The sequence below is a fragment of the Halomonas sp. GT genome (assembly GCF_002082565.1).
In the GTDB taxonomy this organism is placed as follows: domain Bacteria; phylum Pseudomonadota; class Gammaproteobacteria; order Pseudomonadales; family Halomonadaceae; genus Vreelandella.
The window spans coordinates 1,408,389-1,433,392 of sequence record NZ_CP020562.1; the positions used below are offsets into that span (position 1 = coordinate 1,408,389).

At 52.4% G+C, this 25,004-nt stretch carries 18 protein-coding genes; 12 read left to right on the plus strand and 6 right to left on the minus strand.

Features of this window, described 5'->3' with window-relative positions; all coding sequences use genetic code 11:
- The first annotated feature begins 13 nt into the window (after positions 1 to 13).
- From coxB to B6A39_RS06625, 4 genes are read left to right on the plus strand one after another with little or no spacing between them, the layout of a single operon-like run.
- On the plus strand, positions 14 to 1,078 hold the full coding sequence (coxB, locus tag B6A39_RS06610) for a cytochrome c oxidase subunit II (RefSeq protein ID WP_083002862.1): 1,065 nt from the start codon (positions 14 to 16) through the stop codon (positions 1,076 to 1,078).
- Positions 1,075 to 3,600, plus strand: a complete 2,526-nt coding sequence (gene ctaD / locus B6A39_RS06615; RefSeq protein WP_083002865.1) for a cytochrome c oxidase subunit I — start codon at positions 1,075 to 1,077, stop codon at positions 3,598 to 3,600. The genes coxB and ctaD overlap by 4 nt, the downstream gene beginning before the upstream one ends.
- Positions 3,601 to 3,605: 5 nt before the next feature.
- A complete protein-coding gene (locus tag B6A39_RS06620; RefSeq protein ID WP_198036762.1) occupies positions 3,606 to 3,950 on the plus strand; it encodes a hypothetical protein in 345 nt (114 codons plus the stop codon).
- Positions 3,951 to 3,973: 23 nt separating this feature from the next.
- On the plus strand, positions 3,974 to 6,172 hold the full coding sequence (locus B6A39_RS06625) for a heavy metal translocating P-type ATPase (RefSeq protein WP_083002871.1): 2,199 nt from the start codon (positions 3,974 to 3,976) through the stop codon (positions 6,170 to 6,172).
- Positions 6,173 to 6,180: 8 nt separating this feature from the next.
- On the opposite strand, the gene B6A39_RS06630 is transcribed toward B6A39_RS06625, so the two are convergent.
- The 4 genes from B6A39_RS06630 to B6A39_RS06645 all read right to left on the minus strand — a co-directional run bounded on the left by B6A39_RS06630 (position 6,181) and on the right by B6A39_RS06645 (position 10,891).
- On the minus strand, positions 6,181 to 6,477 hold the full coding sequence (locus B6A39_RS06630) for a winged helix-turn-helix domain-containing protein (protein ID WP_083002875.1): 297 nt from the start codon (positions 6,475 to 6,477) through the stop codon (positions 6,181 to 6,183).
- Between the two features lie 43 nt (positions 6,478 to 6,520).
- Positions 6,521 to 7,597 carry a PA0069 family radical SAM protein gene (locus tag B6A39_RS06635; protein ID WP_083002879.1) on the minus strand — a complete coding sequence of 359 codons (1,077 nt, stop codon included), beginning with the start codon at positions 7,595 to 7,597 and terminating at the stop codon, positions 6,521 to 6,523.
- Between the two features lie 68 nt (positions 7,598 to 7,665).
- Entirely contained in the window at positions 7,666 to 9,303 is a 1,638-nt protein-coding gene (locus B6A39_RS06640; protein ID WP_083002882.1) for a methyl-accepting chemotaxis protein, read from the minus strand.
- A gap of 133 nt (positions 9,304 to 9,436) precedes the next feature.
- A complete protein-coding gene (locus tag B6A39_RS06645) occupies positions 9,437 to 10,891 on the minus strand; it encodes a uracil-xanthine permease family protein (protein WP_083002886.1) in 1,455 nt (484 codons plus the stop codon).
- 517 nt (positions 10,892 to 11,408) lie between these two features.
- Between B6A39_RS06645 and uraH the strand changes: the two genes are divergently transcribed.
- From uraH to B6A39_RS06685, 8 genes are all read left to right on the plus strand, one after another.
- Positions 11,409 to 11,768, plus strand: coding sequence for a hydroxyisourate hydrolase (gene uraH / locus B6A39_RS06650; RefSeq protein WP_038483178.1), 360 nt, complete (start codon positions 11,409 to 11,411; stop codon positions 11,766 to 11,768).
- A gap of 92 nt (positions 11,769 to 11,860) precedes the next feature.
- Positions 11,861 to 13,060 (plus strand): urate hydroxylase PuuD, encoded by a 1,200-nt coding sequence (locus B6A39_RS06655; RefSeq protein ID WP_083002889.1) that lies wholly within the window; start codon positions 11,861 to 11,863, stop codon positions 13,058 to 13,060.
- Between the two features lie 194 nt (positions 13,061 to 13,254).
- Positions 13,255 to 14,052 carry an IclR family transcriptional regulator gene (locus B6A39_RS06660; RefSeq protein WP_083002893.1) on the plus strand — a complete coding sequence of 266 codons (798 nt, stop codon included), beginning with the start codon at positions 13,255 to 13,257 and terminating at the stop codon, positions 14,050 to 14,052.
- A 351-nt stretch (positions 14,053 to 14,403) separates the two neighbouring features.
- Complete coding sequence (gcl, locus tag B6A39_RS06665) at positions 14,404 to 16,191, plus strand: glyoxylate carboligase (protein WP_083002896.1); 1,788 nt, start codon at positions 14,404 to 14,406, stop codon at positions 16,189 to 16,191.
- A gap of 68 nt (positions 16,192 to 16,259) precedes the next feature.
- The gene (hyi, locus tag B6A39_RS06670; RefSeq protein ID WP_083002900.1) at positions 16,260 to 17,036 is read left to right on the plus strand and encodes a hydroxypyruvate isomerase; all 777 of its coding nucleotides are present in this window, start codon (positions 16,260 to 16,262) and stop codon (positions 17,034 to 17,036) included.
- 109 nt (positions 17,037 to 17,145) lie between these two features.
- A complete protein-coding gene (locus tag B6A39_RS06675; RefSeq protein WP_083002903.1) occupies positions 17,146 to 18,030 on the plus strand; it encodes a 2-hydroxy-3-oxopropionate reductase in 885 nt (294 codons plus the stop codon).
- 180 nt (positions 18,031 to 18,210) lie between these two features.
- On the plus strand, positions 18,211 to 19,533 hold the full coding sequence (locus B6A39_RS06680; RefSeq protein WP_083002906.1) for a glycerate kinase type-2 family protein: 1,323 nt from the start codon (positions 18,211 to 18,213) through the stop codon (positions 19,531 to 19,533).
- A gap of 123 nt (positions 19,534 to 19,656) precedes the next feature.
- Complete coding sequence (locus B6A39_RS06685; protein WP_009724992.1) at positions 19,657 to 20,388, plus strand: GntR family transcriptional regulator; 732 nt, start codon at positions 19,657 to 19,659, stop codon at positions 20,386 to 20,388.
- 124 nt (positions 20,389 to 20,512) lie between these two features.
- On the opposite strand, the gene aceF is transcribed toward B6A39_RS06685, so the two are convergent.
- Both aceF and aceE read right to left on the minus strand, forming a co-directional pair.
- Positions 20,513 to 22,243: a dihydrolipoyllysine-residue acetyltransferase gene (aceF, locus tag B6A39_RS06690; RefSeq protein ID WP_083002909.1), complete on the minus strand. Its 1,731-nt coding sequence runs from the start codon at positions 22,241 to 22,243 to the stop codon at positions 20,513 to 20,515.
- Positions 22,244 to 22,301: 58 nt separating this feature from the next.
- Positions 22,302 to 24,974 carry a pyruvate dehydrogenase (acetyl-transferring), homodimeric type gene (aceE, locus tag B6A39_RS06695; protein WP_083002912.1) on the minus strand — a complete coding sequence of 891 codons (2,673 nt, stop codon included), beginning with the start codon at positions 24,972 to 24,974 and terminating at the stop codon, positions 22,302 to 22,304.
- Positions 24,975 to 25,004 lie beyond the last annotated feature (30 nt).

Consider the following 25,004-nt stretch of genomic DNA (forward strand, 5'->3'; position numbering starts at 1 on the left):
AGGGAAATTGCTAATGAGGGAGCGTAATAGCGTAACGTCCATCATCATTTCATATTTATCGTCGCGATGGGGCCGTCGTACAGCTTGCTTGCTTGCGACTTTCATACTGGGAAGCTTAGCGGGCTGCACAGGTGATAGATCTATCTTAGACCCTGCCGGGCCTGCAGCGCGAGACGTGCGGCTAATTTGGTGGGTAATGCTCGGGTTTGCCACCTTGGTACTGATCGGGGTGACAGCACTTTGGCTTTACGCCTTTAAACCAAGAAACGTAGTGCGTACACCTAGCCAAGAACGTCGCATCGCCCGTCGCTGGATTGTCGGTGGCGGCATTATGTTGCCAGTGGCCAGCATTACCGCGCTACTAATGTTTGGTGTTCCCGCCGGCCAGCGAATGCTGACGCTTCCAATGAGCGAGCCGCCAGAAGTTATCGAGGTGATTGGTCATCAGTGGTGGTGGGAAGTGCGCTATCCCGGCGCTGAAGGTGGCGAGGTTGTTACCGCTAACCAACTGGTGATGCCTGCAGGCGAGCCCGTGGATTTTCACGTCAGCGGTGCCGATGTGATTCATGCATTTTGGGTGCCCCGACTGGGGGGGAAAATAGATATGTTGCCGGGTCGCGTAAATAAGATTCGTTTACAAGCCGATGAGCCCGCGGTGTTTGGTGCGCAGTGTGCCGAACTTTGCGGCGTGGGCCACGCCCATATGCAGTTACATGTGGAGGCCTTGCCGCGCAGCGAGTTCGAGGCATGGTTAACTGCAAGACAAGAGGCGACGCTTAGCGAACTGTCCGTTGCCGATGCTACCTACGACGACGCGCGTGATGCCTTTATGACACACTGTGCCCGCTGCCACCAAGTAGCGGGTGTTAGCCAGGGGGGCATTGGGCCAACGCTTTCAGATGTTGGGGCGCGCGCCACGCTAGGAGCAGGGGTGATTGCCATGGAAGAGGGGGCGGTTAGCCACTGGTTGCAGCATCACCAAACGCTAAAGCCAGGCAATAAGATGCCTACCCATAGTGATATTGAAACGGACACCTTGGATGCCCTGGGTGCTTGGCTGGAGGCCTTGTCACCATGAAAAGTGTCAATCAAGAAGCCATTGAGCATGACCCGCAGCAATTGCACGAAGACTTGCACACCATTTGGGGGAACCCAACAGGTTTAAGATCCTTAACTATCGTCAACCACACCACGCTTGGCCTGCGTTTTATGGTCACAGGGATGGTGTTTTTCCTGATTGGCGGCATTTTGGCAATGCTGGTGCGAACCCAGTTAGCGATGCCCGACCAAAACTTTATGTCGCCAGACATTTATAATCAGGTCACCACCATGCATGGCACGGTGATGATGTTTCTGTTCGCTATTCCTATGCTGGAAGGGTTGGCGATTTACCTGATCCCAAAGATGATCGGTGCCCGCGACCTGGTCTGCCCTCGGCTAACGTCACTTGGCTATTTCTGCTATTTATTTGGCGGGATTATTCTTACTTCCAGCCTGATTATTGAAATGGCGCCTTCCAGCGGCTGGTTTATGTACACCCCGCTTAGTAGTAAAGAGTTCGCGCCTGATCTGGGCTCGGATTTTTGGCTGTTGGGAATCACGTTTGTGGAAATTTCCGCAGTGTCTGCGGGTGTAGAGTTGGTAGTGTCTATATTGCGTACTCGCACTCAGGGCATGGCGCTGCATAAAATGCCGTTGTTCGCTTGGTATATCTTGGCCATGGCGCTGATGATCGTGGTGGGGTTCCCACCGTTGATTCTTGGCAGCGTATTACTGGAACTTGAGCGCGCCGTTGGTATGCCGTTTTTCCAGATTGCGGGAGGTGGTGACCCCTTACTGTGGCAGCATCTGTTTTGGCTGTTTGGTCATCCAGAGGTTTACATCATCTTTCTACCGGCAGCGGGCATTGTTTCCACGCTGATACCGGTTTTTGCCGGGCGGCCTATTATCGGTTATGGGTGGGTGGTAGCTGCCATCGCTATTATGGGCTTTATCAGTTTTGGGCTTTGGGTACACCACATGTTTACAGTGGGTATCCCACAGCTCGCTCAGGCATTTTTCTCGGCGGCGAGCATGCTGGTGGCGGTACCAACGGCGATACAGGTGTTCGTTTGGCTGGCTACCCTGTGGCTAGGTAAACCTAAAATGAAACTGCCCATGCTTTGGGTGATGGGCTTTTTAATTATTTTCGTTTGCGGTGGCTTAACCGGGGTGATGTTGGCGCTAGTGCCATTTAACTGGCAGGTGCACGATACCCATTTTGTAGTGGCCCACATGCACTATGTATTGGTGGGTGGCATGTTCTTCCCACTCATTGCCGGACTTTACTACTGGTTGCCGCTATTTTCCGGGCGTATGCCATCTGAAAACCTTGGGCGCTGGGGGTTCTGGCTAACCTTTTTAGGCTTTAACGGTACTTTTTTAATTATGCATTGGACGGGCCTTTTAGGTATGCCCAGGCGTGTTTATACCTATGAGGCTGGCTCTGGGTGGGAGATTTATAACCTGCTCTCATCCGTCAGTAGCTTTGTGCTGTCGGCGGGTATTGCCATGGTGTTGCTGGATATCGCGCTACACTTCCGGTTTGGTAAACCCGCCAAGCAGAATCCGTGGAATGCCGATACGCTGGAATGGGCTAACACGATGCCCCCAAGCGCTTATAACTTTGTCAGCTTACCTACTGTAGAAACGCGGCATCCGTTGTGGGATGACCCGAATTTGCCACATACCATGGCGAAGGGTATGCATGGCTTAGCAGTGGCTTCCCACGGTCGGCGTGAAATGTGGGGTACCGACCCGATTACTGGCAAAGTGCGCGAAATCATTCACCTGCCTGGTAACTCTTGGTGGCCGCTGTTTGCCGCAGCAGCGCTGGCAGTGGTATGCATTAGTTTATTAACCCGTGTCTATGCGCTAGCGGGCATCTTTGTAGTGATTGCTGGCGTGTTTCTACTGCGCTGGTCGTGGGAGAACGGTGCACACCCCAATGCAGCCCCTGATGCAGGGGTAAAACCAGGCGATCCGCCGCTCCATTCGCGCACGATGGATGGCCCTGGGCTTTGGGCAATGGCGGTGTTTTTAATTGCCAATGGTTCGTTCTTTCTTTCCTACCTGTTTGGCTGGTTTTATCTATGGACTGTTTCGCCTGAGTGGCAAATGCCAGATACACCGCCGCTGTCTCTGCTGATAACGGGCATGGCTGGCGGGGCGGTTATAGCAGGGTGTGTGGTGATGGAGAAGCTGGTACGCGGGCTGCGTCAGCAACGTGATGCGGGGTTAAGAGCAAGCCTCTATTTAGCCGCTGCGTTAGGCGCACTTCAAGTGGGGCTCGCTGGCTGGGCGCTGTGGCGAGCCGATCTTTCACCGACCCAAACCACCCACGATGCGGTGATGCTGGTGGGGCTTGTTTACGCGCTTTTTCATGGTGGCCTAGCGGTTATTTTAACGGTGTTGCAAGGCATGCGCGTTGGTTATGGCTACGTGGGTGCGCATGCGCCGTTTGAACCCGCCGTAGTGGCACTACTTTGGCGCTATAACGTGGTCACATTCTGGTTGTTAGTCGGGGCGTTGGCGGTACTGCCTCGGGTGATAGGAGGATAATGGTGATGGTACGACTACATTTTACTCATCCCATCCACTTAATTATCGGACTAACGCTATGGAGCCTATGGTTTGTGGCGGTTTATAGCGGCCTTTCAGTAGCCTGTGCGGTGGCGCCACCATCGCCAGAAGCGGGAGCGCTTACAGGTCTTAATGCCGCGCTAGGCGGTGTTAGTCTTATTGCTGCCGTAGGGCTTGCGGCGCTTGCCTGGGGGAGTTGCCAAGTGGCGAAGCAGCATAAAGGTCGCCAGCGCTTTCATGCCACTGTCTCGGCGTGGCTGTATTTGTTTTCGGCTTTCGGTGTGGTGTTTGCGGGTATGCCGATTATCGGTGTGCCGCCTTGCCTATAAGTCATAGCGCCCACGTTAACTTGATGCCAGAAGACGATAAGACTTCTAGCCATAACACTCCTCTCTACACTTTGCATGGTATGTGGTGTACCAGCTGTGCTCTGGCGGTAGAGGGCGCGCTAACACGTCTGCCTGGGGTCATTGACGCTAGCGTTCATTACCCCACGGCAACCGTGTGGGTGAAAGGTGCGCGAGAGGCAGTCGATCTGACGGAGCTTGCGCCGGTAGTCAAACGGTTGGGTTATCGGCTAACTGAATTAGAAACCGTTGATGATGCCCATGATCGTCTTGAGCAGGAGAGCCGCTACCTTACCTTGCGGTTGTTAGTAGGCGCCGTATTCGGTATGTGGACCATGTTGGCATCACTGCTTATTTATGTGGGAGCGCTACCGAGCGCATCGATAGAGCAAGTGGTGGCGTGGATATCGGGTGCCTTTGCACTGCCCGTAGTGGTGTATTCGGGCTTGCCGTTTTACCGAGCAGGCTGGCGCACGTTACTTGCCAAACGCCCAGGGATGGATGTGCTGGTTAGCCTTGGCGCGATCGGTGCAGTGAGTGTGTCGATTGGGTTGTTGTGGCGTGGCTCGGCGGAGGTGTATTTCGATACGGCGGTTATGCTGATTGTGCTGTTGCTCGTTGGGCGACTGGTAGAAACGCTGTGCCGCCACCGTGGGCTGAAAGCGCTGGATGCACTGGCGTTGCCAGATGCAGTTATAAGCGCTTGGCAAAAGGGGGGCTGGGTCTTACTACCTGTCAATGATGTGGTCGCGGGTACGCGCGTTAAGCTAGCGCCGGGGGAGTTAGTGACGCTAGATGGCATTCTTGATGCTCCCGGTTGGATTGATACCGCCTCACTGACCGGTGAAAGCTTGCCACGTCACTTCAATGCAGGGCAGAGAGTGTATGCCGGCTGCTGCTATCTAGGCACGACGCCACTGATAATGCAGGTCACTGCGGGGGTTGGGAAGCGCCGATTGGATCGACTGCGTCATGAAATGCGCCGCTACCAGGCCCAAAAAGGGGAACTGCAGAAACTAGCCGACCGTTTTGCCGCTTGGTTAAGTCCTTTGGCACTTGTGCTCTCGCTAGTGACGTTGCTTGGTGCGCTACTCGTTGGATTGGGGTGGGAGGATGCATTGGTGCGTGCGCTCTCAGTGCTCGTGGTGGCATGCCCCTGTGCCGTTGGGCTGGCGGTGCCGTTGGCTAGTCTTGCTGGGAGCGGTCAGGCTATGCAGCAAGGTATTGCACTGCGCGACCCCGCCGCGCTAGAAATCTTGGCGCGTATTCGTTCAGTAGCGCTGGATAAAACCGGAACCTTAACAACAGGATGCCATGCGGTACTGCACTGGCAAGCACGGGGTGGCATGGATGAACACATGCTGCAGCACAAGCTCACCAGCGCCGTTGCCGGGAGCGAACATCCGTTGGCGCAAGCATTGGCGCGTTGGTCGGGTGGCCAAGATCAACAAAGCTTTCAGCCTTCCATAGAAGACATTGATGAATTCCCCGGGGAAGGACGCCGTGTTCGCCTTGTAAACGGTGAATGTCTGATGATAGGCAGCGCCGGTTGGCTGACACAGCAGCAGGTTGATGTTCCTTCCCAAGCGGAAGAGGCCACGCTGGCTTTTGCTTCCCAAGTAATGCTGGCAGATGAGTCAGGCTGGCTGGCGACGTTCTACCTGACCGATCAACCCGTCGACGGTGCGGAGCTAAGCGTGAAGCACTTGCTCGCGTCAGGTTATTTGGTTGCAATGATCAGTGGTGATCGACAGGGTGCGGTTAGTTGGTTAGGTGAGCGTGTTGGTTTGGTGCGCGAAGCTTGCTATGCCCAGCGCTCACCGGAAGCCAAGGCAAGGCTATTACGCGGGTTACCATCACCAACTCTGTTTGTGGGGGATGGCGTAAATGATACGCTAAGCTTGGCGGCAGCAGACGCTGGCATTGCCCCACTGAGTGCCAGCGAAGCTGCCCGCGAGGGAGCATCCGCCCAACTCATGACGCCAGGGGTCGGAGGGGTAGTAAAACTGCTCAATATCGCCAAGCGTACTCGGCGCGTTATGGAGCAAAATCTTTTCTTTTCGGCGCTTTATAACACTTTGGCACTTGGCGTGGTGGTCGTCATGGCCATACCACCGTTGATCGCAGTACTCGCCATGGCAATAAGCTCGCTTAGCGTGACGCTTAACGCCGCACGATTCGCATGGTCTGAGCCGGAACAATGAGTCAGTGTTTAAGCGTAACCAAGAGACTGCTTTAGCCGTTCCGCATGAGTAGCAACCCAGTGAGGATCTATCGCTCCCCAGTCACGTATCTGGTAGTGACCAATATTATGGCGCTCACCTTCGCCTTTCTCGAATATACACTCGATATCCAGCTCCGCAAGTGAGGTGATAGTGTCTTGCGCGGTACGACGAGGCATACCGGTAGCCTCGATTAACGCTGGCACGCTTGCGATGCCTTGCTCAATTAAATGCGCGACATACAAGCGGCGGTAAAAACTTGATTTGGTCTTGCTAAGCGATGTCATTGGATTTCCTTTGGCGGGAAGCTACTACATCAAAAGGCTTAGCTTAAATGAATAAATCCCCTTGCGCCCGTGGTGGACGAAAGTCGCGGGTATTCAGGCCCTGTTCGGTGCGTGGCTGCATGTTCCAATGGCGGCTGGCGCGATTAAAACGTTGGGCGATCAAGTCGGCAAATACACCTTCACCACGGAAGCGTTTACCAAATTGTGCATCATAGTTTTTGCCGCTTCGGCACTGGCGAATCAGGCTCATTACCTTAGCGGCTCGTTCGGGGTAGTGGGCTTGTAGCCATGCTTCGAACATCGGTGCGACTTCATGGGGCAGGCGCAGTAGCATCCACGTTGCTGTGCGCGCGCCAGCTCGGCTGGCCGCTTCAAGAATGCGTTCAATTTCGTGATCAGTAAGGCCAGGAATAATCGGTGAGACCAGCGTACCCACTGGAATGCCTGCGGTGTTGAGCTCTCGGATTACTCTTAAGCGCGCCTGAGGCGAGGCCGTCCGGGGTTCCAAGGTACGCTTTAGGTTGGCATTCAGGCTTGTCAGGCTCACAAACACTCGCACTAACCGGTGCTCGGCCATCTCTGCGAGCAGGTCTAAATCCCGCAGTATTAGTGTACTTTTAGTGACTAGGGTAACCGGATGCCTGCATGCCAGTAGCAGCTCCAATAAACGACGAGTTGTTTGATATTTTGCTTCCAGCGGCTGATAGCAGTCGGTGTTGCCGGAAAGGTTGATAGGACGACATACATAATGTGGGTGGCTAAGCTCGTCTGTTAAGTGCTCAACTAGTCCTGTGCGGGCGATTAATTTAGTTTCAAAATCGAGACCCGGTGATAAATCCCAGTAGGCGTGGGAAGGGCGAGCGTAGCAGTAAATGCAGCCATGCTCGCAGCCGCGAAAAGGGTTAAGTGAGCGGTCAAAGGGTAAATCTGGTGAACGGTTCCAGGAAAGCGCGCTCTTGCTGGGTTCCTCGCGTATCTCTGTTGCAAGCGAAGTAGAGGCCTCCTCATGCCACCAGCCATCATCCTCTACCACGCTGCATGTTGGTGCGAAGCGGTTATGCGGGTCGTAGGTCGCACCACGTCCTTTATACACGGTAGCGCTGGAAGGGGAAGAAGCCATTAGTTGCCACCTCTGCACGGACTAGAGTTGCCATATATGATTATATATACAGTATATGGCGTTTAGCTCTATGTGCAAGGTACGGCTTGGTGAGTTAGCGAAGTCAGCTGAACATGTGATTGGGTGTTTTCACCGCTGGCGTTGAGTTTAAACCTAAGCACAACCTCGGTTAACCGTTCAGCTTCATGCTCTAGCTGGGTTGCGGAGGTGCTGGCTTGTTCCACCATGGCGGCATTCTGCTGAGTCGTCTGTTCCATTTCGCCAACAGCACTATTTACTTCGTTGATGCCAACACGTTGCTCCTCGCTAGCGACTGCGATCTCATCCATTAAAGTGGTAACACGCTTAACAGATTCCATAATGGCGACCATTGACTCACCGGCTAGATCCGCTTGTTGAGTGCCTGCTTCTATCTGGCTCACTGACGTTGCAATCAATTGACGGATATCCGCTGCGGCATCAGCGCTGCGTGTTGCAAGCAGGCGAACTTCACTGGCTACCACGGCAAACCCACGACCATGCTCACCTGCTCGGGCTGCTTCAACTGATGCATTGAGCGCTAAAATATTGGTCTGAAAAGCGATTGAGTCAATTAGGCCAATTATGTCAGTAATCTGTTGCGAACTATGACGTATCTCATGCATTTTACTAACCACATGAGTCACGACATCACCACCTTGCTGTGCATTATGCGCAGCTTCTTGAGCAACGCGGCTAGCTTGCGCTGCGTTATCACTGTTGCGTTCCATGGTAGCCGTCATTTCTTCAATGCTGGAGGCAGTTTGTGTCAACGACGCGGACTGACGTTCGGTTCGCGAGGCGAGATCTTGGTTGCCTAACGCAATTTCCCGTGCGCCTGCAAAGACCTCTTCACTGCTATGGCGCACGGTTGCCACCGTTTCCAACAGATCTTTTTGCATGTTGCGTAACGAGTTGAAGAGAATGCCGATTTCATTTCGGCCATGCTTTTCAATTCCTCTAGAAAGATCGCCTTTCGCAATATGTTGAAAATGCTCGTTGATGCGTTGCATTGGGCGAATTAAGTTGACGCTTACGCCCCAGTAGACAATGGCAGTAATGATTAACGCGATGATGAATACAGTAACAATAGTTGAATTAGCTAAGTTGACCACTGAAGAGAAGTTATCCAAACGCTTATTGCCTTCGTCTTCTACCGTATGAAAAAAATTAACGGCATCTTGATAAAAAGTGTCATAGGCATCATGGGTACCATTGCGTAGGCGTTGGTAGCCAGCAGTGTCCCCTTGGTAAAGCGAGTCAAGTTGAGGAAATAGCTGGTTGCTCATCATGTTATTGAAGCTACTATCTATTTCACGAATGAAGTGCTCATGAGAAGGGTTGAATGATAAAGAAAGAAAATCAGCGAACACGTTGTCTGCATTTTCAAGCAGATTACGCATTTCATCAGCTCGTTGGCGCCTTTCAACGGCAGTAAGAGAAGGGGATGTCTCTAGCAGCTCTTCGTACAGACGACCCATTTGTAAACGTACATTTTGTATCGACGAATTGGTTCTGTTAAGTGTCGATTGTTGATTGACATTGACGTTGGTGAATTGCTCGATGCTTTCCTGGCTATGATTGACCGCGTAGAGGCCGGTGCCACTCAGCAGTAGCAGTAATGTCAGAAAAGAGAATAACACGAGTGACCAGCTCATTCTCATTGTCAGATTGTTTAAGCGATGCATGTGTCACTCCATTAGTCTCATTATTATGTTCTGCAAAGAGAAATAGAACTGCCGGGCTAGCGGCAGTTCTAAAGCGTCGTACATGTTTTAAATGATGTTTTAAATAATGGCTTTGGTGATAACTAACACACCATTACTCAGCATGAATGCTACGTTGACTAAGGTTATTATTCTGGTTGTTGTCTTCTTCCTTAGTGTCTTTATCTTCGTTAGCAATCTTTTCCCTTTCTTTAGCCTCATCTGAAAGAGATTTTTTGGGTAGGACGATATTCAGCGTGAAAGCCGTAATAGCGGCCACAACGATAGGCGCTCCGCCAATCAAGTCTCTTAATACCGCAGGAAACTGCTCAATAGCTGATGGCTCTGCAGCGATGCCTAAGCTTAGTGCTAGGGAAAGGCCGACGATGGTCATATTGCGCGCAGACATCTCATCTTTAACCAGCAACTGGATGCCGGTCATGGTAATCATGCCAAACACGGTAATTGTTGCACCACCTAGAACGGGGTAAGGAATCGTCGTGATCATTGCGCCGAATTTCGGACTGAGCCCCGCCAAAATCATAAAAATACCTGCCAGCGCCAGTACGTATCGGCTAATTACCTTGGTCATGGCTACGATGCCAACATTCTGGCTGAACGTAGAGGTGGGCAGGGCGCCGAAGAAAGAGCTGACGGTAGTGGTTAAACCATTGCCGAGTAGGCCGCCGGTAAGCTCTTTTGTTTTTAACTCACGGTTCATACCGCCAACGGTCGTGGCAGATAAATCCCCAATGGTCTGAACAGAGTTGATAATACAAATGACGACCATCGAAGCGATGGCTGCTGCGTGAAACTCCATTTCAAATGGCATTACTTTGGGAACGGCTACCCAGGATGCATTGGCTACGTTGTCGAAATTAACCAAGCCTAGCGATAGGGAAAGTAAATAGCCCACCACAATGCCCACAATAATGGCAGAGAGCTTAATCACCCCTTTACCAAATTGAGCTGCAATTAAGACAGTGAGCAACGTAACGACAGCGACGATCCAATTAATGGGGTCACCAAAGTTGGCAGCATTAACGTTTCCACTGCCCGCCATATAGCGAATAGCGATGTCATATAGCGACAGACCGATTACCAATACCACTGTTCCTGCCACGACAGGGGGGAACAGGTGGCGTATATATTGGATAAAGTAGCCCACCACGACCATGGTCATACCGCCAATCAACTGGGCGCCGAGTATTCCTTCAATCCCATACTGAGCGCCAACCGCCACAAGTGTCGGTACGTAGGCAAAGCCGACACCAAAGATAGCAGGTAAGCGCGCACCGAATTTCCACACACCGTATAGATGGAACACGGTACAGACACCTGATGCCAGTACCGCTATCTGGATAAGCAGGAGCTTTTCTTCGACGCTCGCGCCAACGACTCCGGCAACGATAATAGGCGGTGTTATCACGCCAGCAATCATGGCCAGTAGGTGCTGAAGAGAAAGCGGCAGCACCTTTAAGAATTTAGGTTTTCCATAAAAATCAAAGAGGGAGGTGCTCTTTCCATCTATTCGCGCTCGCTCTTCCGACGAGGCAATTGCGTCACTCATAAGGGACTCTCCATTGTTGTTGTATTCAATGATTTGAAATTATTGTTCATTTTTGAAGTTAATACTGTACACAAAAAATCTGCTGAAAATAAATAATTTCGCCCTGTTTGTGCTCATCTATTCGGCTAATAGCGACTCTTGATACGACAAGTAGCATGATGATTTTTCTGTCATGCTCATCAGTATTGTTATTCAAGCTTCTGATTTTTAATTTGTTTTTAGGTTTTTCTTTCTGAGGGATTCCTATGCTTGCATGCCTGATCGTCGCCTAAGAAAGAAAATCTGAGTAGCTAAGGTAGCGTCAAAATTTTGGCGCTGGACAGGGTGAACAAAGCTTCCTAATGAAAATGTATACAAAAATTCTTTGAAATGTGTCGATTTTTTATATAGAAATGTAGTCATTGGGTTTTGGGCTATGCCGTGTCTTACCCACTGTTGAGCTACTTATTGTTAGTAAGGCATTGGGAAAAAACAGGGTAATAGCTCTAATTACATTAATAAAATATTGGAGAAACCAATGGGTTACGTGACAACTCATGTGTTAGACACTGCGCAAGGCTGCCCAGGCGAGGGAGTCAAAATTGATCTATACCGTGTCGTTAACGGTGAACGCAGCTTCCTCAAAACGGTAACCACCAATGATGATGGCCGCTGTGACCATCCCATATTGGATGGCGACGAGCTACAAGAAGGGGAGTACGAGTTGGCGTTTCATGCGGGTGATTACTTCGCCAGTCAGGCTGGCCGAGTTGCGGATAACGGGCCTGCCTTCTTAAATGTGATACCGCTTCGCTTCGGGGTTAATGACGCTACACAGCACTATCACGTGCCATTGTTGCTATCGCCCTATGCCTACTCAACGTATCGCGGCAGCTAAAAAGACTTGATAAATAGTCCCGATAAAAATAGCCCTGATAAAAAACCTAATGCTGCCGACTAACAACAAACAAATGAGGCGAGGAAGCCGACATGCTGTCCTACTTAATTGATTTTTCTAATTTTATGCTTCGCTGGCTACACGTTATTGCCGCGATTGCCTGGATTGGTGAGTCTATCTACTTTGTCATGCTAGATAATGGCTTAAAATCCCCCAAAGATGAAAACTGCCGCAAAAAAGGCGTGTTTGGTGAGATGTGGGCCGTGCACGGTGGCGGCTTCTATCACAATCAGAAATATGCCACCAGCCCGGAAAAGCTACCTGATGACCTTCACTGGTCTTTCTGGAAGGCTTATACCACTTGGTTATCTGGCTTCGCTTTGTTCATTATTCTGTACATGGTTAATCCTGGCTTTTACTTGGTTAATCCCAATAGTAGCTGGGAGTGGGCTGCCAATATGACGGGCTGGCAGGCCAATGTTTTGGCACTGACCTTTTTGTTACTGGGGTGGGTGGTCTATAACGAAATGTGTAAGCGCATCAGCCCCAACATGGAGCGCGACGGCCTATTAAGTATTGGTGTTGCGATCATGATGGTGGTGGTAGCGTATTTAAGTACTCAAATGTTCTCAGGTCGTGCCGCATTTTTATTGACCGGGGCTGTTATGGCCACGGCGATGTCTGCCAACGTGTTCTTTTGGATCATTCCTGGGCAACGCCGCATTGTTAAAGCGATGAAAGCAGGCGAAACGCCAAATCCGTTAGACGGCAAACGTGGTAAGCAACGTTCGGTACACAATACGTACTTTACGTTACCCGTTGTCTTATTAATGATCAGTAATCACTACTCTTTCGCCTACTCTCATGCCCATGCGTGGGTAATCATGGCGCTGTTGATTTTTGCGGGTGCATTAATTCGTCAGTACTTCGTGTTGATGCACGCTGGGAAAATACAGCCTGGCTATCCGGCAGCAGGTGTTCTCTTGATTATGGTGGCGTTTTGGATAGGGATGCCCGCTAATCAACAGGCCAATGCTGGTTCAGAAAGCGGGCCGGACATTGCCGACGTGCAAGCAGTCATTGAACAGCGCTGTGTTGCGTGCCATGCCCAGTCGCCAACGCAGCCCGGTTTTTCTGCACCTCCTGCTGGCTTTGCTTATGACAGCCTTGACCAAATCGTTCGTCAAAAAGAGAGCATTCAGCAAGTGGTGGCCAGTGGTTACATGCCCCTTGGCAACATGACCAATATGACAGATGAAGAGCGCGCTTTGATTGGAGAGTGGTCTGAGTAACTAGCTCGCTCGTTGTGATGTCAGCAGCTAGCACTTCGAGCAGGAGTGATAGCTGCTGTCTCAACAGAGTTCCTCAACGAATGCGCAAGGTTACTTTATAGCCGTAATGACAATCGGCCAATGGTAAGTTTACGCAGGTGTTGAGGGGTTCACGTTATCTCGATAATACAAATAACGAAGTGAGCTAACCCGCCATGAGTGATAAGGAAAAAAAGCATTTAATTCCCGCGCTTGAACGAGGGCTGACGATTTTAATGGAGCTCAATCGTCATCATCGTGAGATGAGTTTTGCCGAGATCGTTAAACGCGTTGGCTATCCCCAGTCGACGTCGTATCGCGCAGTACAGACCTTGGAGCATATGGGGTTTCTTCGTCATCACCCGGTCACTGGCTTGTATTCGCTGGGCGTTAACGTGCTAAAGCTGGGCTTTGAATATGTGGCCTCATTAGATGTTGTGCAGGTAGGTCATCCGGTTATTGAGTCCCTATGTGAGCAGACCGGCTGCTCAAGTCACATTGCCGTTCGGGATGGAAGGGATGCCGTTTACGTGGCCCGTGTGGGCGCCACTAACGCCACGATTCGTCGCGTTAGTGTAGGAACACGAATTCCGCTGCACTGCACCTCATTAGGGCGACTGCTTCTGACAGATCTCTCAAAAGAGGAATTTGAATCGCTCTATCCTGATGATCAACTGCTTAATAAAGAACTCGGTGCCCCCATCCGGCGTGATGTTCTGTGGGACTTGGTTCAGGAAGACCGTCAGCGTGGTTATGTTATTGCAGATTCTTACTATCACTTTGGTATTTCATCGATTGCCTACCCGCTTTACAACCATGATGGGGTAGTGGAGGGCGTCGTTAGTATCATGGTGCCTGTGCATGAATTTGCCGAGGATGAGCGAACCAAGTTGCAAACATTGGTGCAAGAGGCCGCGAGAACAATCTCCGACATGCTAGGACACGACCAAGCCCTTGCGAAACGCGATGATTAGGTGTTGTAGGCGGCAATAGCACTTTGCGCCCGGGGTTAAATCTACACAATGTTTACCATTGTATGGACTGGATGCAAAAGCACCGGTCCGATTGGTATGCCTGTTTTACCAATACCGAGAGCGTTTCGTTAGCAACGCTTGTGCTCTCTTGTACCTGTGTATATTCAATATAATAGATATTAAGAATTTGATTTTAAATGATTTTTATTGCGTCTGTTGAATTTAATGGAAATATTTTCCATTAAATATTGACAGTGCGTCGGATGGCGCATACTTTGAATATTGTCTCGTATACAAAATTAAATACAAAAATGAATACTAAATGTATTCAATCTTCGAGGAGAAGTTGTGATGGCTAAAATGACAGCTGCAGAAGCCGCCATTCACGTCCTGAAAAAAGAAGGTGTTGATGTTGCCTTTGGTGTTCCAGGCGCTGCGATCAACCCCTTTTACGCTGCGATGCGTAAAGTGGGTGGGGTGGACCATGTGCTAGCACGCCACGTGGAAGGTGCCTCACACATGGCGGAAGGGTATACCCGTACAACCGCTGGCAACATTGGTGTGTGCATTGGTACCTCTGGCCCCGCGGGCACGGATATGATTACGGGGTTGTATTCTGCCAGTGCTGATTCAATTCCGATTCTATGTATCACTGGCCAAGCTCCCCGCGCCAAGATGCATAAAGAAGACTTCCAGGCCGTCGACATTCAGACGATTGCTGGCCCGGTGACCAAATGGTCCGTTACGGTGATGGAGCCTGCTCAGGTGCCGCGTGCGTTCCAGAAAGCTTTCCAGATCATGCGCTCTAGCCGTCCTGGGCCGGTATTGATCGATCTTCCCATCGATGTACAGATGAGCGAAATCGAGTTCGACCCGGACACTTACGAATCACTTCCGGCTTATAAACCCTCAGCATCTCGTGCCCAAATTGAAAAAGCACTGATGATGCTCAACGAAGCCGATAAGCCGCTGATCGTGGCTGGTGGTGGCATCATCAATGCCGATGCTGCCGAGCAATTAGTTGAATTTGCTGAGCTAACCGGGGTACCGGTGATCCCGACGCTGATGGGGTGGGGAACGATCCCGGATGACCACCCGTTAATGGCAGGCATGGTAGGGCTCCAAACGTCGCACCGATACGGCAATGCGACCATGTTGGCCTCTGACTTTGTCATGGGGATTGGTAATCGGTGGGCTAACCGACACACTGGCAATGTTGAAACGTATACAAAAGATAGAAAGTTTGTTCACGTTGATATCGAGCCTACACAAATAGGCCGTATTTTTGGGCCTGACTACGGCATCGTTTCTGACGCTAAGCTTGCCCTAGACCTGTTTATCGACGTCGCTCGTGAAATGAAGGCCAGCGGACAGCTTAAAAACCGTAGTGCCTGGGCCCAGGAGTGTCAGGAGCGTAAGCGCACGCTACTGCGCAAAACGCACTTCGATAATGTGCCGGTGAAACCGCAGCGTGTTTACGAAGAGATGAACAAGGTTTTTGGCAAAAATGCGCGCTATATCAGCACCATCGGTTTGTCTCAAATTGCTGGCGCTCAGTTCCTGCATGTGTACAAGCCTCGTCACTGGATTAACTGTGGCCAAGCTGGGCCACTAGGCTGGACAGTGCCTGCGGCACTGGGTGTTTGCCGTGCCGACCCTGATGCCGAAGTGGTTGCGCTGTCTGGCGATTACGACTTCCAGTTTATGGTAGAGGAGCTAGCGGTTGGGGCACAGTTTAACTTGCCGTATATCCACGTGCTGGTGAACAACTCCTACCTCGGTTTGATTCGTCAGGCCCAGCGTGGCTTCGACATGGATTACTGTGTCCAGCTCTCGTTCAAGAACATCAACTATACCGACGAAGAAGCGGCGCTCGCTGAGTACGGCGTAGATCACGTGTCGGTTGCTGAAGGCCTTGGCTGTAAAGCGCTGCGTGTCACTACACCCGATGAGATTGCACCTGCGTTAGAGAAAGCGCGTGAGCTAATGCGCCAATACCGTGTGCCGGTCGTGGTGGAAATCATTCTAGAGCGCGTTACCAATATCTCGATGGGCACTGACCTTGATGGGGTTAATGAGTTCGAAGCGTTAGCTGAAAACCTTACCGATGCACCGAGCTCTATTGCCAGCCTGACGTAACGCACCAAGGTGCTTCCAGGCAAGTCGCTGAAGTCGTTATTAAGACGCTAAAACGTTAGGAGAACACTATGGCTAAGTTTGCCGCGAATCTCAGTATGCTGTTCACTGAAGTCGATTTTCTTGATCGCTTTGAGGCCGCCGCAAAGGCGGGCTTTGAAGGGGTTGAGTACCTTTTTCCCTATGACTATGCGGCAGCTGACATCAAGCAGCGCTTGGATGCGAATGGCCTAACCCAAGTGCTGCACAACTTACCTGCGGGAGATTGGGGAGCCGGCGAGCGAGGCATTGCTTGTCATCCCGACCGGGTAGAAGAGTTTCGCGCCGGTGTGGATAAAGCGATCGACTATGCCACTGCGCTTGAGTGCAAGCAGGTGAACTGTCTTGCGGGTATTCAGCCTGAGGGCGTTAGTGATGCTGAGGCTCACCGTACTTTGGTCGAAAACCTTCGCTACGCTGCCGAAAAACTCAAAGCAGCCGGCATTTTGCTGCTTGCAGAACCTATCAACACCCGTGACATCCCAGGCTTTTTCCTTAATCGCACCGAACAGGCGTTGGCACTTTTTGACGAAGTCGGCAGTGATAATTTAAAGCTGCAGTACGACATCTATCACATGCAAATCATGGAGGGCGATCTTGCGCCCACTATTGAAAAGCATTTTGCACGTATCGCTCACGTGCAGTTGGCGGACAACCCGGGACGCCATGAGCCAGGAACGGGTGAGATCAATTATCCCTTCTTATTTAGCCACCTGCAGCAGCTTGGCTATGACGGCTGGATTGGCTGCGAGTACAAGCCCAAGACCACGACAGTCGAAGGTTTGGGTTGGTTAGATAAGACGCGTTAACCCTGTATGACTTAAAACAGGCAAGTGGGTAGATAGTCGTTAACTCAGGAAATATAAATCATTTAGAAACAATAGGTTGGTTTCTGAAAGACGCGAATGGAGAACAATTATGAGTAAGATTGGTTTTATTGGTTTAGGCATTATGGGGCGTCCTATGGCGGGGCACCTGCTCGACGCTGGTCACTCGTTGGTGACTGTTAAACGCGGCACCTTGGATGCTGCGCTTGCCGAGAAAGGCATGAGTGAAGTCGCTTCTCCCAAAGCGGTGGCTGAAGCGTCTGACGTCATTATCACCATGGTGCCCGATACGCCCGATGTCGAAAGCGTGTTATTTGGTGAGGAAGGCGTGATTGAAGGCCTGAAGCCCGGCACTCTTGTGATTGATATGAGCTCCATTGCTCCAATGCAGACCCAGGCATTTGCCAAGCGGATTACCGATGCAGGCGGGGAATTTGTCGATGCGCCGGTTTCTGGTGGTGAAGGTGGTGCGATTAACGCTGCGCTTACCATTATGGTGGGCGCAACAACGGAAGGGTTTGAGCGAGCCAAGCCATACCTGGACGTTGTTGGGAAGACGATTACCCACATCGGCGGCCACGGTGCAGGTCAGACGTGCAAAGTGGCTAACCAGATTGTGGTAGCACTGACCATTGAAGCAGTAGCAGAAGGGTTGCTGTTTGCCTCTAAAGCAGGTGCTGATGTCGCTAGAGTGCGTGAATCATTAATGGGCGGTTTAGCTCAATCGAAAATCCTCGATGTTCATGGCGAGCGCATGATCAAACGCACCTTTGAGCCTGGGTTCCGCGTTCGTCTGCACCAGAAAGATCTCAACTTAGCGTTAGAAGGTGCCAGGACGTTAAACCTGTCATTGCCAGGCACCGCCAATGCACAGCAGTTGTTCCAAGCGTGTGCCGCCAACGGGGGCGAAGATTGGGATCACGCAGGTATTGTGCGCGCTTTAGAAAAGCTGGCAGACCATGAGGTTGGCCAGTAACGCGCCTTTGTCAGGCAGGCCAGCGTCTGTTGGTCTGCCATTAAGTTCTTTTTACTGAGTTTTAAGTTCTTTTTATTGAGTTTTAAGTTCTTTTACTAAGCTTTCAAAGCTCTTTGCTTATGTTCTTTTCTAAGCTCCTTTCTGAGCCCTTTTCCTGATCCCTGCCCGAGGAGTCTTTTGATGAATTCCCTTGTTCGCTTGGCGCCTTTTACCAGTGAAGAGGCAACCCGACAGTGGCTGACTCAACTGGCCGAAACGGCCATTGCTGCCGTGCATCCCGATAGCTTATTAACTGCCCAGTTGCCTGAAAAACCACCAGGCCGAACTGTCGTCGTGGGCGCGGGTAAGGCTGCTGCCGCCATGGCGCGCGCATTAGAGTTGGCGTGGGAAGAACGCGCTCGTGAGTCAGGCGAAGAGGTTGATTTAACGGGCGTAGTAGTGACCCGTTACCAGCATGGTGCAGCCTGTCGCTATATCGATGTACTGGAAGCCTCTCATCCAATGCCTGATGCGCTGGGTGAGCAAGCCGCTAAGCGCATGCTTGATGAAGTAAAAGGCCTGGGTGAAGACGATCAAGTGATCGCACTTATCTCCGGCGGCGGCTCCGCGTTAATGACCCTGCCGGCGGACGGTATTTCGTTAGAAGACAAACAGGCTCTTAATAAGGCGCTGCTTCGATGTGGTGCACCGATCCGTGAAATCAACACCGTAAGGCGCCACTTATCGGCGATTAAAGGCGGGCGGTTGGCCACTGCTGCGCACCCCGCGCAAGTGGTGACGTTACTTATTTCGGATGTTCCTGGTGACGTGCCTTCATTAATTGCCTCAGGCCCGACGCTGCCGGATAACACAACGTCGTTAGATGCGTTGGCAATATTAAACCGCCATGAGATTGAGGTGCCTGAGCACGTGAAACGCCATTTAATGGCCGATCATCGTGCGCCTCAGACCTGGAACCAAGGATTTGCACGGGATAAGTCGACTATCCTAGCCCGTGCGCGGGACGCACTGAAGGCCGCCCAACTCAGTGCCGAAGAGAGTGGTTTAGAGGTAAGAGTGTTAGGTGATGATCTTGAGGGAGAAGCAAGAGATTTAGGCATTGCCCAGGGGCGTATGGCGTGCAAGTTGCAGGCTGAAATTACTCGTCCGCTGCTGGTACTGTCAGGCGGCGAAACGAGCGTTACCGTGCGTGGTAATGGTCGAGGAGGGCGTAACGTTGAGTACCTGCTGGGGCTTTTTGATACGCTAAAAGGATGTGATGGCATTTATGCGATTGCCATTGATACCGATGGAATCGATGGCTCTGAAGATAATGCAGGCGCGTTAATTGGGCCTGAATGCTGGCAGCGGGCTAAGGCATTAACGCTTTCTGCACAGGATTACCTTGCCCGTAACGATGCGTACAGTTTCTTTGACGCGTTAGATAACCTCGTGGTAACGGGGCCAACCCGAACCAATGTTAACGATTTTCGAGCGATTCTTATTCTACCCAACCCGTCGTAAGGCTGTGGTTGTGCCCGTATATCGACCCGATTACCCGTTAAGGCATTGTTTTGCGTGGTTCTGAGTGGTTGTCTGAGGGGTAAACATGATAAGTTTCGTCGAGGTTCATTAGAGAGTTAGGCCATGACCCTCGGCTGGCACAAGAAAGGTTTTACCAAAACGAAAGAAGGTCGCGTTAGCGATCAAGATATTGTTGAACACATCCGGTCTGCGGTACTGATGCAGCGACTGGCACCGAATACAAAACTGCCTGAAGTCACCATCGGCGATGTATTTGGCGTCAGCCGTTCAGTGGTGCGTAAAGCGTTAACACGGCTTGATGCTGAACATGTTATCGACCAACGGCCGAACCAGGTTGCCCGCGTCAGAGCGCCTTCGATTGACGAAACGCGAGAGACGTTTTCTGCGCGTAGGTTAGTGGAAGGTGAGATTGTCTCACTGTTGGCGGGTAAGCTGGATGTGGCGACTTACAAGGCGTTAGAGAAGCAGGTCGCCCTTGAAAAGCAGGCGTTTGAAAACAGTGACGAACCGTCACGCATTGAGCATTCCCTCAACATTCATCACCTCCTTGCGCAGCATGCCCCTAATCGTATCTTGGGTGCGATGTTGACCGATCTCGTCTTGCGAACGTCAATTGTCATCGCTCTCTATAAGCGTCCGGGCTTGTCTTCTTGCTACTTGGAAGGCGATCATGCGAACTTGCTTGGGCACTTGGCGAGTGGTGATGCACAGGCGGCTAAGCAGGCGATATACACGCACCTTAATAGCTTAGAGTCTTTGCTGGTACTGTCGTCTCAAGAGCCAGAAAACGACGATTTGATGACTATTCTAGGCGGTAAATCTGTTAGGGCGTGATTCGCTAGCCCTAGGTTTTCGATAACCCTGGGTTTTCGCGAACAAAATAGATTTCAATCCTCCAAACTGATGTCTCAAAAAAGCGGCGCCCATTGGGCGCCGCTTGTGGCTTACTCAGAGACGATTACAGCAGTAATCGGCGTATATCCGTCAGCACATCGGCCAGGAAGGCCGTAAAGCGGGCGGCATCCGCACCGTTAATCGCCCGGTGATCGTAGGAAAGCGATAGCGGCATCATTAAGCGCGGCTGGAAGGCACTGCCATCCCACACCGGTTTCATCTGCGCTTTCGACACCCCCAGGATCGCCACTTCCGGTGCATTAACGATCGGTGTGAACGCGGTTCCACCAATAGAGCCAAGGCTCGAAATGGTGAAGCAGCCACCGGTCATCTCGTCGCGCTTAAGCTTCTTGGTTTGCGCTTTCTTGCAGAGCTCCGCCATCTCCTTGGCAATCTCAATCAAGGATTTTTTATCGGCGTTGCGCACTACCGGCACCATCAGACCATCAGGTGTATCCACGGCAATCCCAATATGCACGTAGTTTTTCCATACCAGCGTTTCGCCGTCACCTTTCAGGCTGACGTTGAACTGGGGGAACTTACGCAGTGCAAAGGCACAGGCTTTAACCATAAACGGCAACGGTGTCAGCTTGGCGCCTTGGGCTTCGGCCTCGGCTTTCATGGCTTTACGGAAGCTTTCGAGCTCGGTAATGTCGGCCTCGTCGAACTGCGTCACGTGAGGCACATTGAGCCAGCTGCGGTGCAGATTCGTCGCGCCCATCTTGAGCAGGCGCCCCATCGGCTTCTCTTCTACGTCGCCAAACTGACTGAAGTCGACGTCCGGTATCGCGGGAATGCCAGTACCACCACTTGCTGCTGGGGCAGTCGCTGTTTGTGCTTTACCTTGGTTGGCTATGGCCTGTTTCACGTAGGCCTGTACATCTTCTTTCAGCACCCGGTCTTTCGGGCCACTAGGCTTAACAAGACTAAGATCAACATTTAGTTCACGTGCCAGCATGCGTACTGCTGGGCCTGCATGCACCAGCTTACTATCCCGTGGCTGATCATCAGCGATTTGTGCTTCCGGACTCGGGGTGCCTTCAGGAGAAGGGGCTTGTTTTGCTGGTGCTTCAGCGACAGGTTCTTCAACGGCAGACTCTTCAACAGCCGCTGCTTCCGACGCGCTGCTGGTTTGGCTAGCGGCTTGCGCTTGCGGCGCGTCTGCGCTGTCGTCACTACCCTCGCCAGCGATTTCCATCTGGCCGATCACGTCGCCTTCCGAGACGGTATCGCCTTCTTTCACCGTAAGCGCAACGATCTTACCACCGTGCGGGCTGGGTACATCCATCGAGGCTTTATCCGACTCGAGGGTGATCAAAGTGTCTTCAGCGTTGACCTCATCGCCAGCGCTGACCGCGACTTCGATGATTTCAACGTTGTCTGAACCACCCAAGTCCGGCACTTTAATATCGACCGTTTGCTTGCCGCCACTGGCTTTTTTAGCGGCTGGGGCTTGCTCTTTAGTCGGTTCTTTCGGTTTGTCTTCTTTCGCTGGCGCGTCGTTGGGCTGGCTGTCAGACGCGGGGGCTGACGTCTCTTCGCCACCGTCTGCGCCACCTTCAACCTCCAGCTCAACGATGTCGTCGCCTTCAGAGACGGTATCGCCTTCTTTCACCAGCACTTTGAGCACCTTGCCGCCTTTCGGGGCCGGGACGTCCATGCTGGCTTTGTCAGATTCCAGGGTGATTAGGGTGTCTTCCGCTTCAATGACGTCGCCTTCTGACACCGCAATCTCGATGATTTCGACATCGGCATCGCCACCGATATCGGGAACTTTGATGATTTCGCTACTCAAGGTCGCGCTCCTTCCAAATCGGATCGAGCCGGCGGGCATCTGCCCGCCGGGCAGCGGTTTAGCTGGTCAGCGGGTTCGGCTTGTTGGCGTCAATGCCATACTTCTTCAGCGCCTCGCCGACGTGCTTGCGATCAAGCTCACCACGGTCTGCCAGCGCACGTAGCGCCGCCACGGTGACGAAGTAGCGGTCTACTTCAAAGAAGTAGCGCAGCTTCTCGCGGGTGTCGGAACGGCCAAAGCCGTCCGTGCCCAGCACGGTGTACTCGCTCGGCACCCAGGCACGCACCTGGTCGGCGTAGAGCTTCATGTAGTCGGTGGAGGCAATCACCGGGCCGTCACGTCCTTCCAGGCACTTCGTCACGTGGGGCTTATTGCCCTCAACGTCCGGGTTCAAGAAGGCTTCACGCTCCAGCAGAAGGGCTTCGCGACGCAGCTCGTTAAAGCTGGTCACGCTCCAGATATCCGCGCCAATGCCCCAGTCGTTGGCCAACAGCTCCGCAGCCGCTTCGACTTCGCGCAGGATGGTGCCGGAGCCCAGCAGTTGCACGCGGCCTTTATCGCCCTGCGTTTCGTTGAGCAGATACATGCCTTTGACGATATCGTCGGTGGGCACGGTCTCAAGCGCGGGGTGTTCGTAGTTTTCGTTCATCACCGTCAGGTAGTAGAAGCAGTTCTCTTTGTCGGAGAACATGCGCTTCAAACCATCCTGGAGGATGACCGCCACTTCGTGGGCGTAGGTCGGGTCGTAACTGCGGCAGTTGGGGATGGTGGAGGCTTGAATCAAGCTGTGGCCATCCTGGTGCTGCAGACCTTCACCGTTGAGCGTGGTACGCCCGGCGGTGCCGCCAACCATAAAGCCGCGGGCTTGCAGGTCACCGGCGGCCCAGGCCAAGTCACCAATGCGCTGGAAACCGAACATCGAGTAGTAGACGTAGAACGGCAGCAGGGTGACGTTGTTGTTGCTGTAGGACGTCGCGGCGGCAATCCATGCGGACATGGCACCGGCCTCACTAATCCCTTCTTCGAGAATCTGGCCTTTCTGATCCTCGCGGTAGAACATGATCTGGCCTTTATCGACCGGCTCATACTTCTGACCTTCCGAGGTGTAGATCCCGAGCTGACGGAACATGCCTTCCATGCCGAAGGTACGCGCTTCGTCAGGAATAATCGGGACGACATGTTTGCCGAGCTTCTTATCCTTCACCAGACCGTTCAGAACGCGCACGAACGCCATGGTGGTCGAGACTTCGCGCCCTTTGGAACCCACCATTTGCGAGGCAAAGGTTTTGTCTTCCAGGCTGGGGATCTCCAGCGCTTCAAAGTCACTGCGGCGGCTCGGCAGGTAGCCGTTTAAGCGTTCCCGCTGCAGGTGCATGTACTTAAGCTCGGGAGAGTCTTCTTCCGGCTTGTAATAGGGCACATCTTTAAGCTGCTCGTCGGTGAGCGGAATACCAAAGCGGTCGCGGAATTTACGCAACGCCTCGTACTCCATGCTCTTGACCTGGTGGGCTTCGTTGGCGGCTTCGCCATCGCCACTGCCCATGCCGTAGCCTTTGACGGTATGCGCCAGAATGACCGTGGGCTTACCGTTGGTCTGGTTGACCGCTTCGTGGTAGGCCGCGTAGACCTTGAACGGGTCGTGGCCACCGCGGTTGAGCTTCCAGATGTCTTCATCAGACAGGTCGTTGACCATCGCTTCGGTTTCGGGGTACTTACCGAAGAAGTGCTCACGGGTGTACGAGCCGCCGTTGGCCTTGTAGTTCTGGTACTCACCGTCGACCGCTTCATCCATGCGTTTTTGCAGGATGCCTTTCTTGTCCTTCTCGAACAGCGGATCCCAGTGACGCCCCCAGACGACCTTGATGACGTTCCAACCGGCACCACGGAATACGCCTTCGAACTCGTCCATAACGCGGGAGTTGCCGCGTACCGGACCGTCCAAGCGCTGCAGGTTGCAGTTGATGACGAAGATCAGGTTATCGAGGTTTTCACGACCCGCCAGGGAGATCGCGCCCAGTGACTCCGGCTCATCACACTCGCCGTCGCCCATAAAGCACCAGATCTTGCGGTCGTACATGTCTTTCAGCTCACGGTGATGCAGGTACTTCATCACGTGGGCTTGGTAGATGGCCTGAATCGGGCCAAGGCCCATGGACACCGTGGGGAACTGCCAATAATCCGGCATCAGCCACGGGTGCGGGTAGGAAGACAGGCCATCGCCGTCGACTTCGCGACGGAATTTGTCCATCTGCTCTTCTGATAAACGGCCTTCCAAGTAGGAACGCGCGTAAATACCCGGGGCAACGTGGCCCTGGATGTAAATCAGGTCGCCTTCAAAGTCGCCTTTGGGGGCGCGGAAGAAGTGGTTAAAGCCAACATCGTACAGTGTGGCTGACGACATAAAGCTGGCAATGTGGCCACCCAGCCCGGGGTTGGCGCGGTTATTACGGATGACCTGGGCAATGGCGTTGTAACGAATCAACGACCGAATGCGGCGCTCCATAAACAGATCGCCGGGCATCGGTGCTTCGCGATGCACAGGGATCGTATTCCGGTGCGGGGTTGTCACCGAGAAGGGCACCTTCATCCCGTCCCGGCGCAGGCGATCCGCCAAGCGGGTCATCAGGTAGCGGGCACGATCTTCGCCCTCACGATCCAGTACTGATTCCAGGGATTCCAGCCACTCCGTGGTTTCGAGCGGATCGAGATCTTCTCTTGTCTCCAGACGCATAGAGGTCTCTCCGAATGACGATAAAAGGTA

Bases quoted from the DNA above. Each gene is read 5' to 3' on its own strand.
- coxB (WP_083002862.1), top strand. From the start codon at position 14: ATGAGGGAGCGTAATAGCGTAACGTCCATCATCATTTCATATTTATCG.
- B6A39_RS06675 (WP_083002903.1), top strand. From the start codon at position 17,146: ATGAGTAAGATTGGTTTTATTGGTTTAGGCATTATGGGGCGTCCTATG.
- uraH (WP_038483178.1), top strand. From the start codon at position 11,409: ATGGGTTACGTGACAACTCATGTGTTAGACACTGCGCAAGGCTGCCCA.
- B6A39_RS06660 (WP_083002893.1), top strand. From the start codon at position 13,255: ATGAGTGATAAGGAAAAAAAGCATTTAATTCCCGCGCTTGAACGAGGG.
- B6A39_RS06655 (WP_083002889.1), top strand. From the start codon at position 11,861: ATGCTGTCCTACTTAATTGATTTTTCTAATTTTATGCTTCGCTGGCTA.
- B6A39_RS06685 (WP_009724992.1), top strand. From the start codon at position 19,657: ATGACCCTCGGCTGGCACAAGAAAGGTTTTACCAAAACGAAAGAAGGT.
- B6A39_RS06630 (WP_083002875.1), bottom strand. From the start codon at position 6,477: ATGACATCGCTTAGCAAGACCAAATCAAGTTTTTACCGCCGCTTGTAT.
- B6A39_RS06680 (WP_083002906.1), top strand. From the start codon at position 18,211: ATGAATTCCCTTGTTCGCTTGGCGCCTTTTACCAGTGAAGAGGCAACC.
- B6A39_RS06645 (WP_083002886.1), bottom strand. From the start codon at position 10,891: ATGAGTGACGCAATTGCCTCGTCGGAAGAGCGAGCGCGAATAGATGGA.
- B6A39_RS06625 (WP_083002871.1), top strand. From the start codon at position 3,974: ATGCCAGAAGACGATAAGACTTCTAGCCATAACACTCCTCTCTACACT.
- hyi (WP_083002900.1), top strand. From the start codon at position 16,260: ATGGCTAAGTTTGCCGCGAATCTCAGTATGCTGTTCACTGAAGTCGAT.
- ctaD (WP_083002865.1), top strand. From the start codon at position 1,075: ATGAAAAGTGTCAATCAAGAAGCCATTGAGCATGACCCGCAGCAATTG.
- B6A39_RS06635 (WP_083002879.1), bottom strand. From the start codon at position 7,597: ATGGCTTCTTCCCCTTCCAGCGCTACCGTGTATAAAGGACGTGGTGCG.
- B6A39_RS06620 (WP_198036762.1), top strand. From the start codon at position 3,606: ATGGTACGACTACATTTTACTCATCCCATCCACTTAATTATCGGACTA.
- B6A39_RS06640 (WP_083002882.1), bottom strand. From the start codon at position 9,303: ATGCATCGCTTAAACAATCTGACAATGAGAATGAGCTGGTCACTCGTG.
- gcl (WP_083002896.1), top strand. From the start codon at position 14,404: ATGGCTAAAATGACAGCTGCAGAAGCCGCCATTCACGTCCTGAAAAAA.
- aceE (WP_083002912.1), bottom strand. From the start codon at position 24,974: ATGCGTCTGGAGACAAGAGAAGATCTCGATCCGCTCGAAACCACGGAG.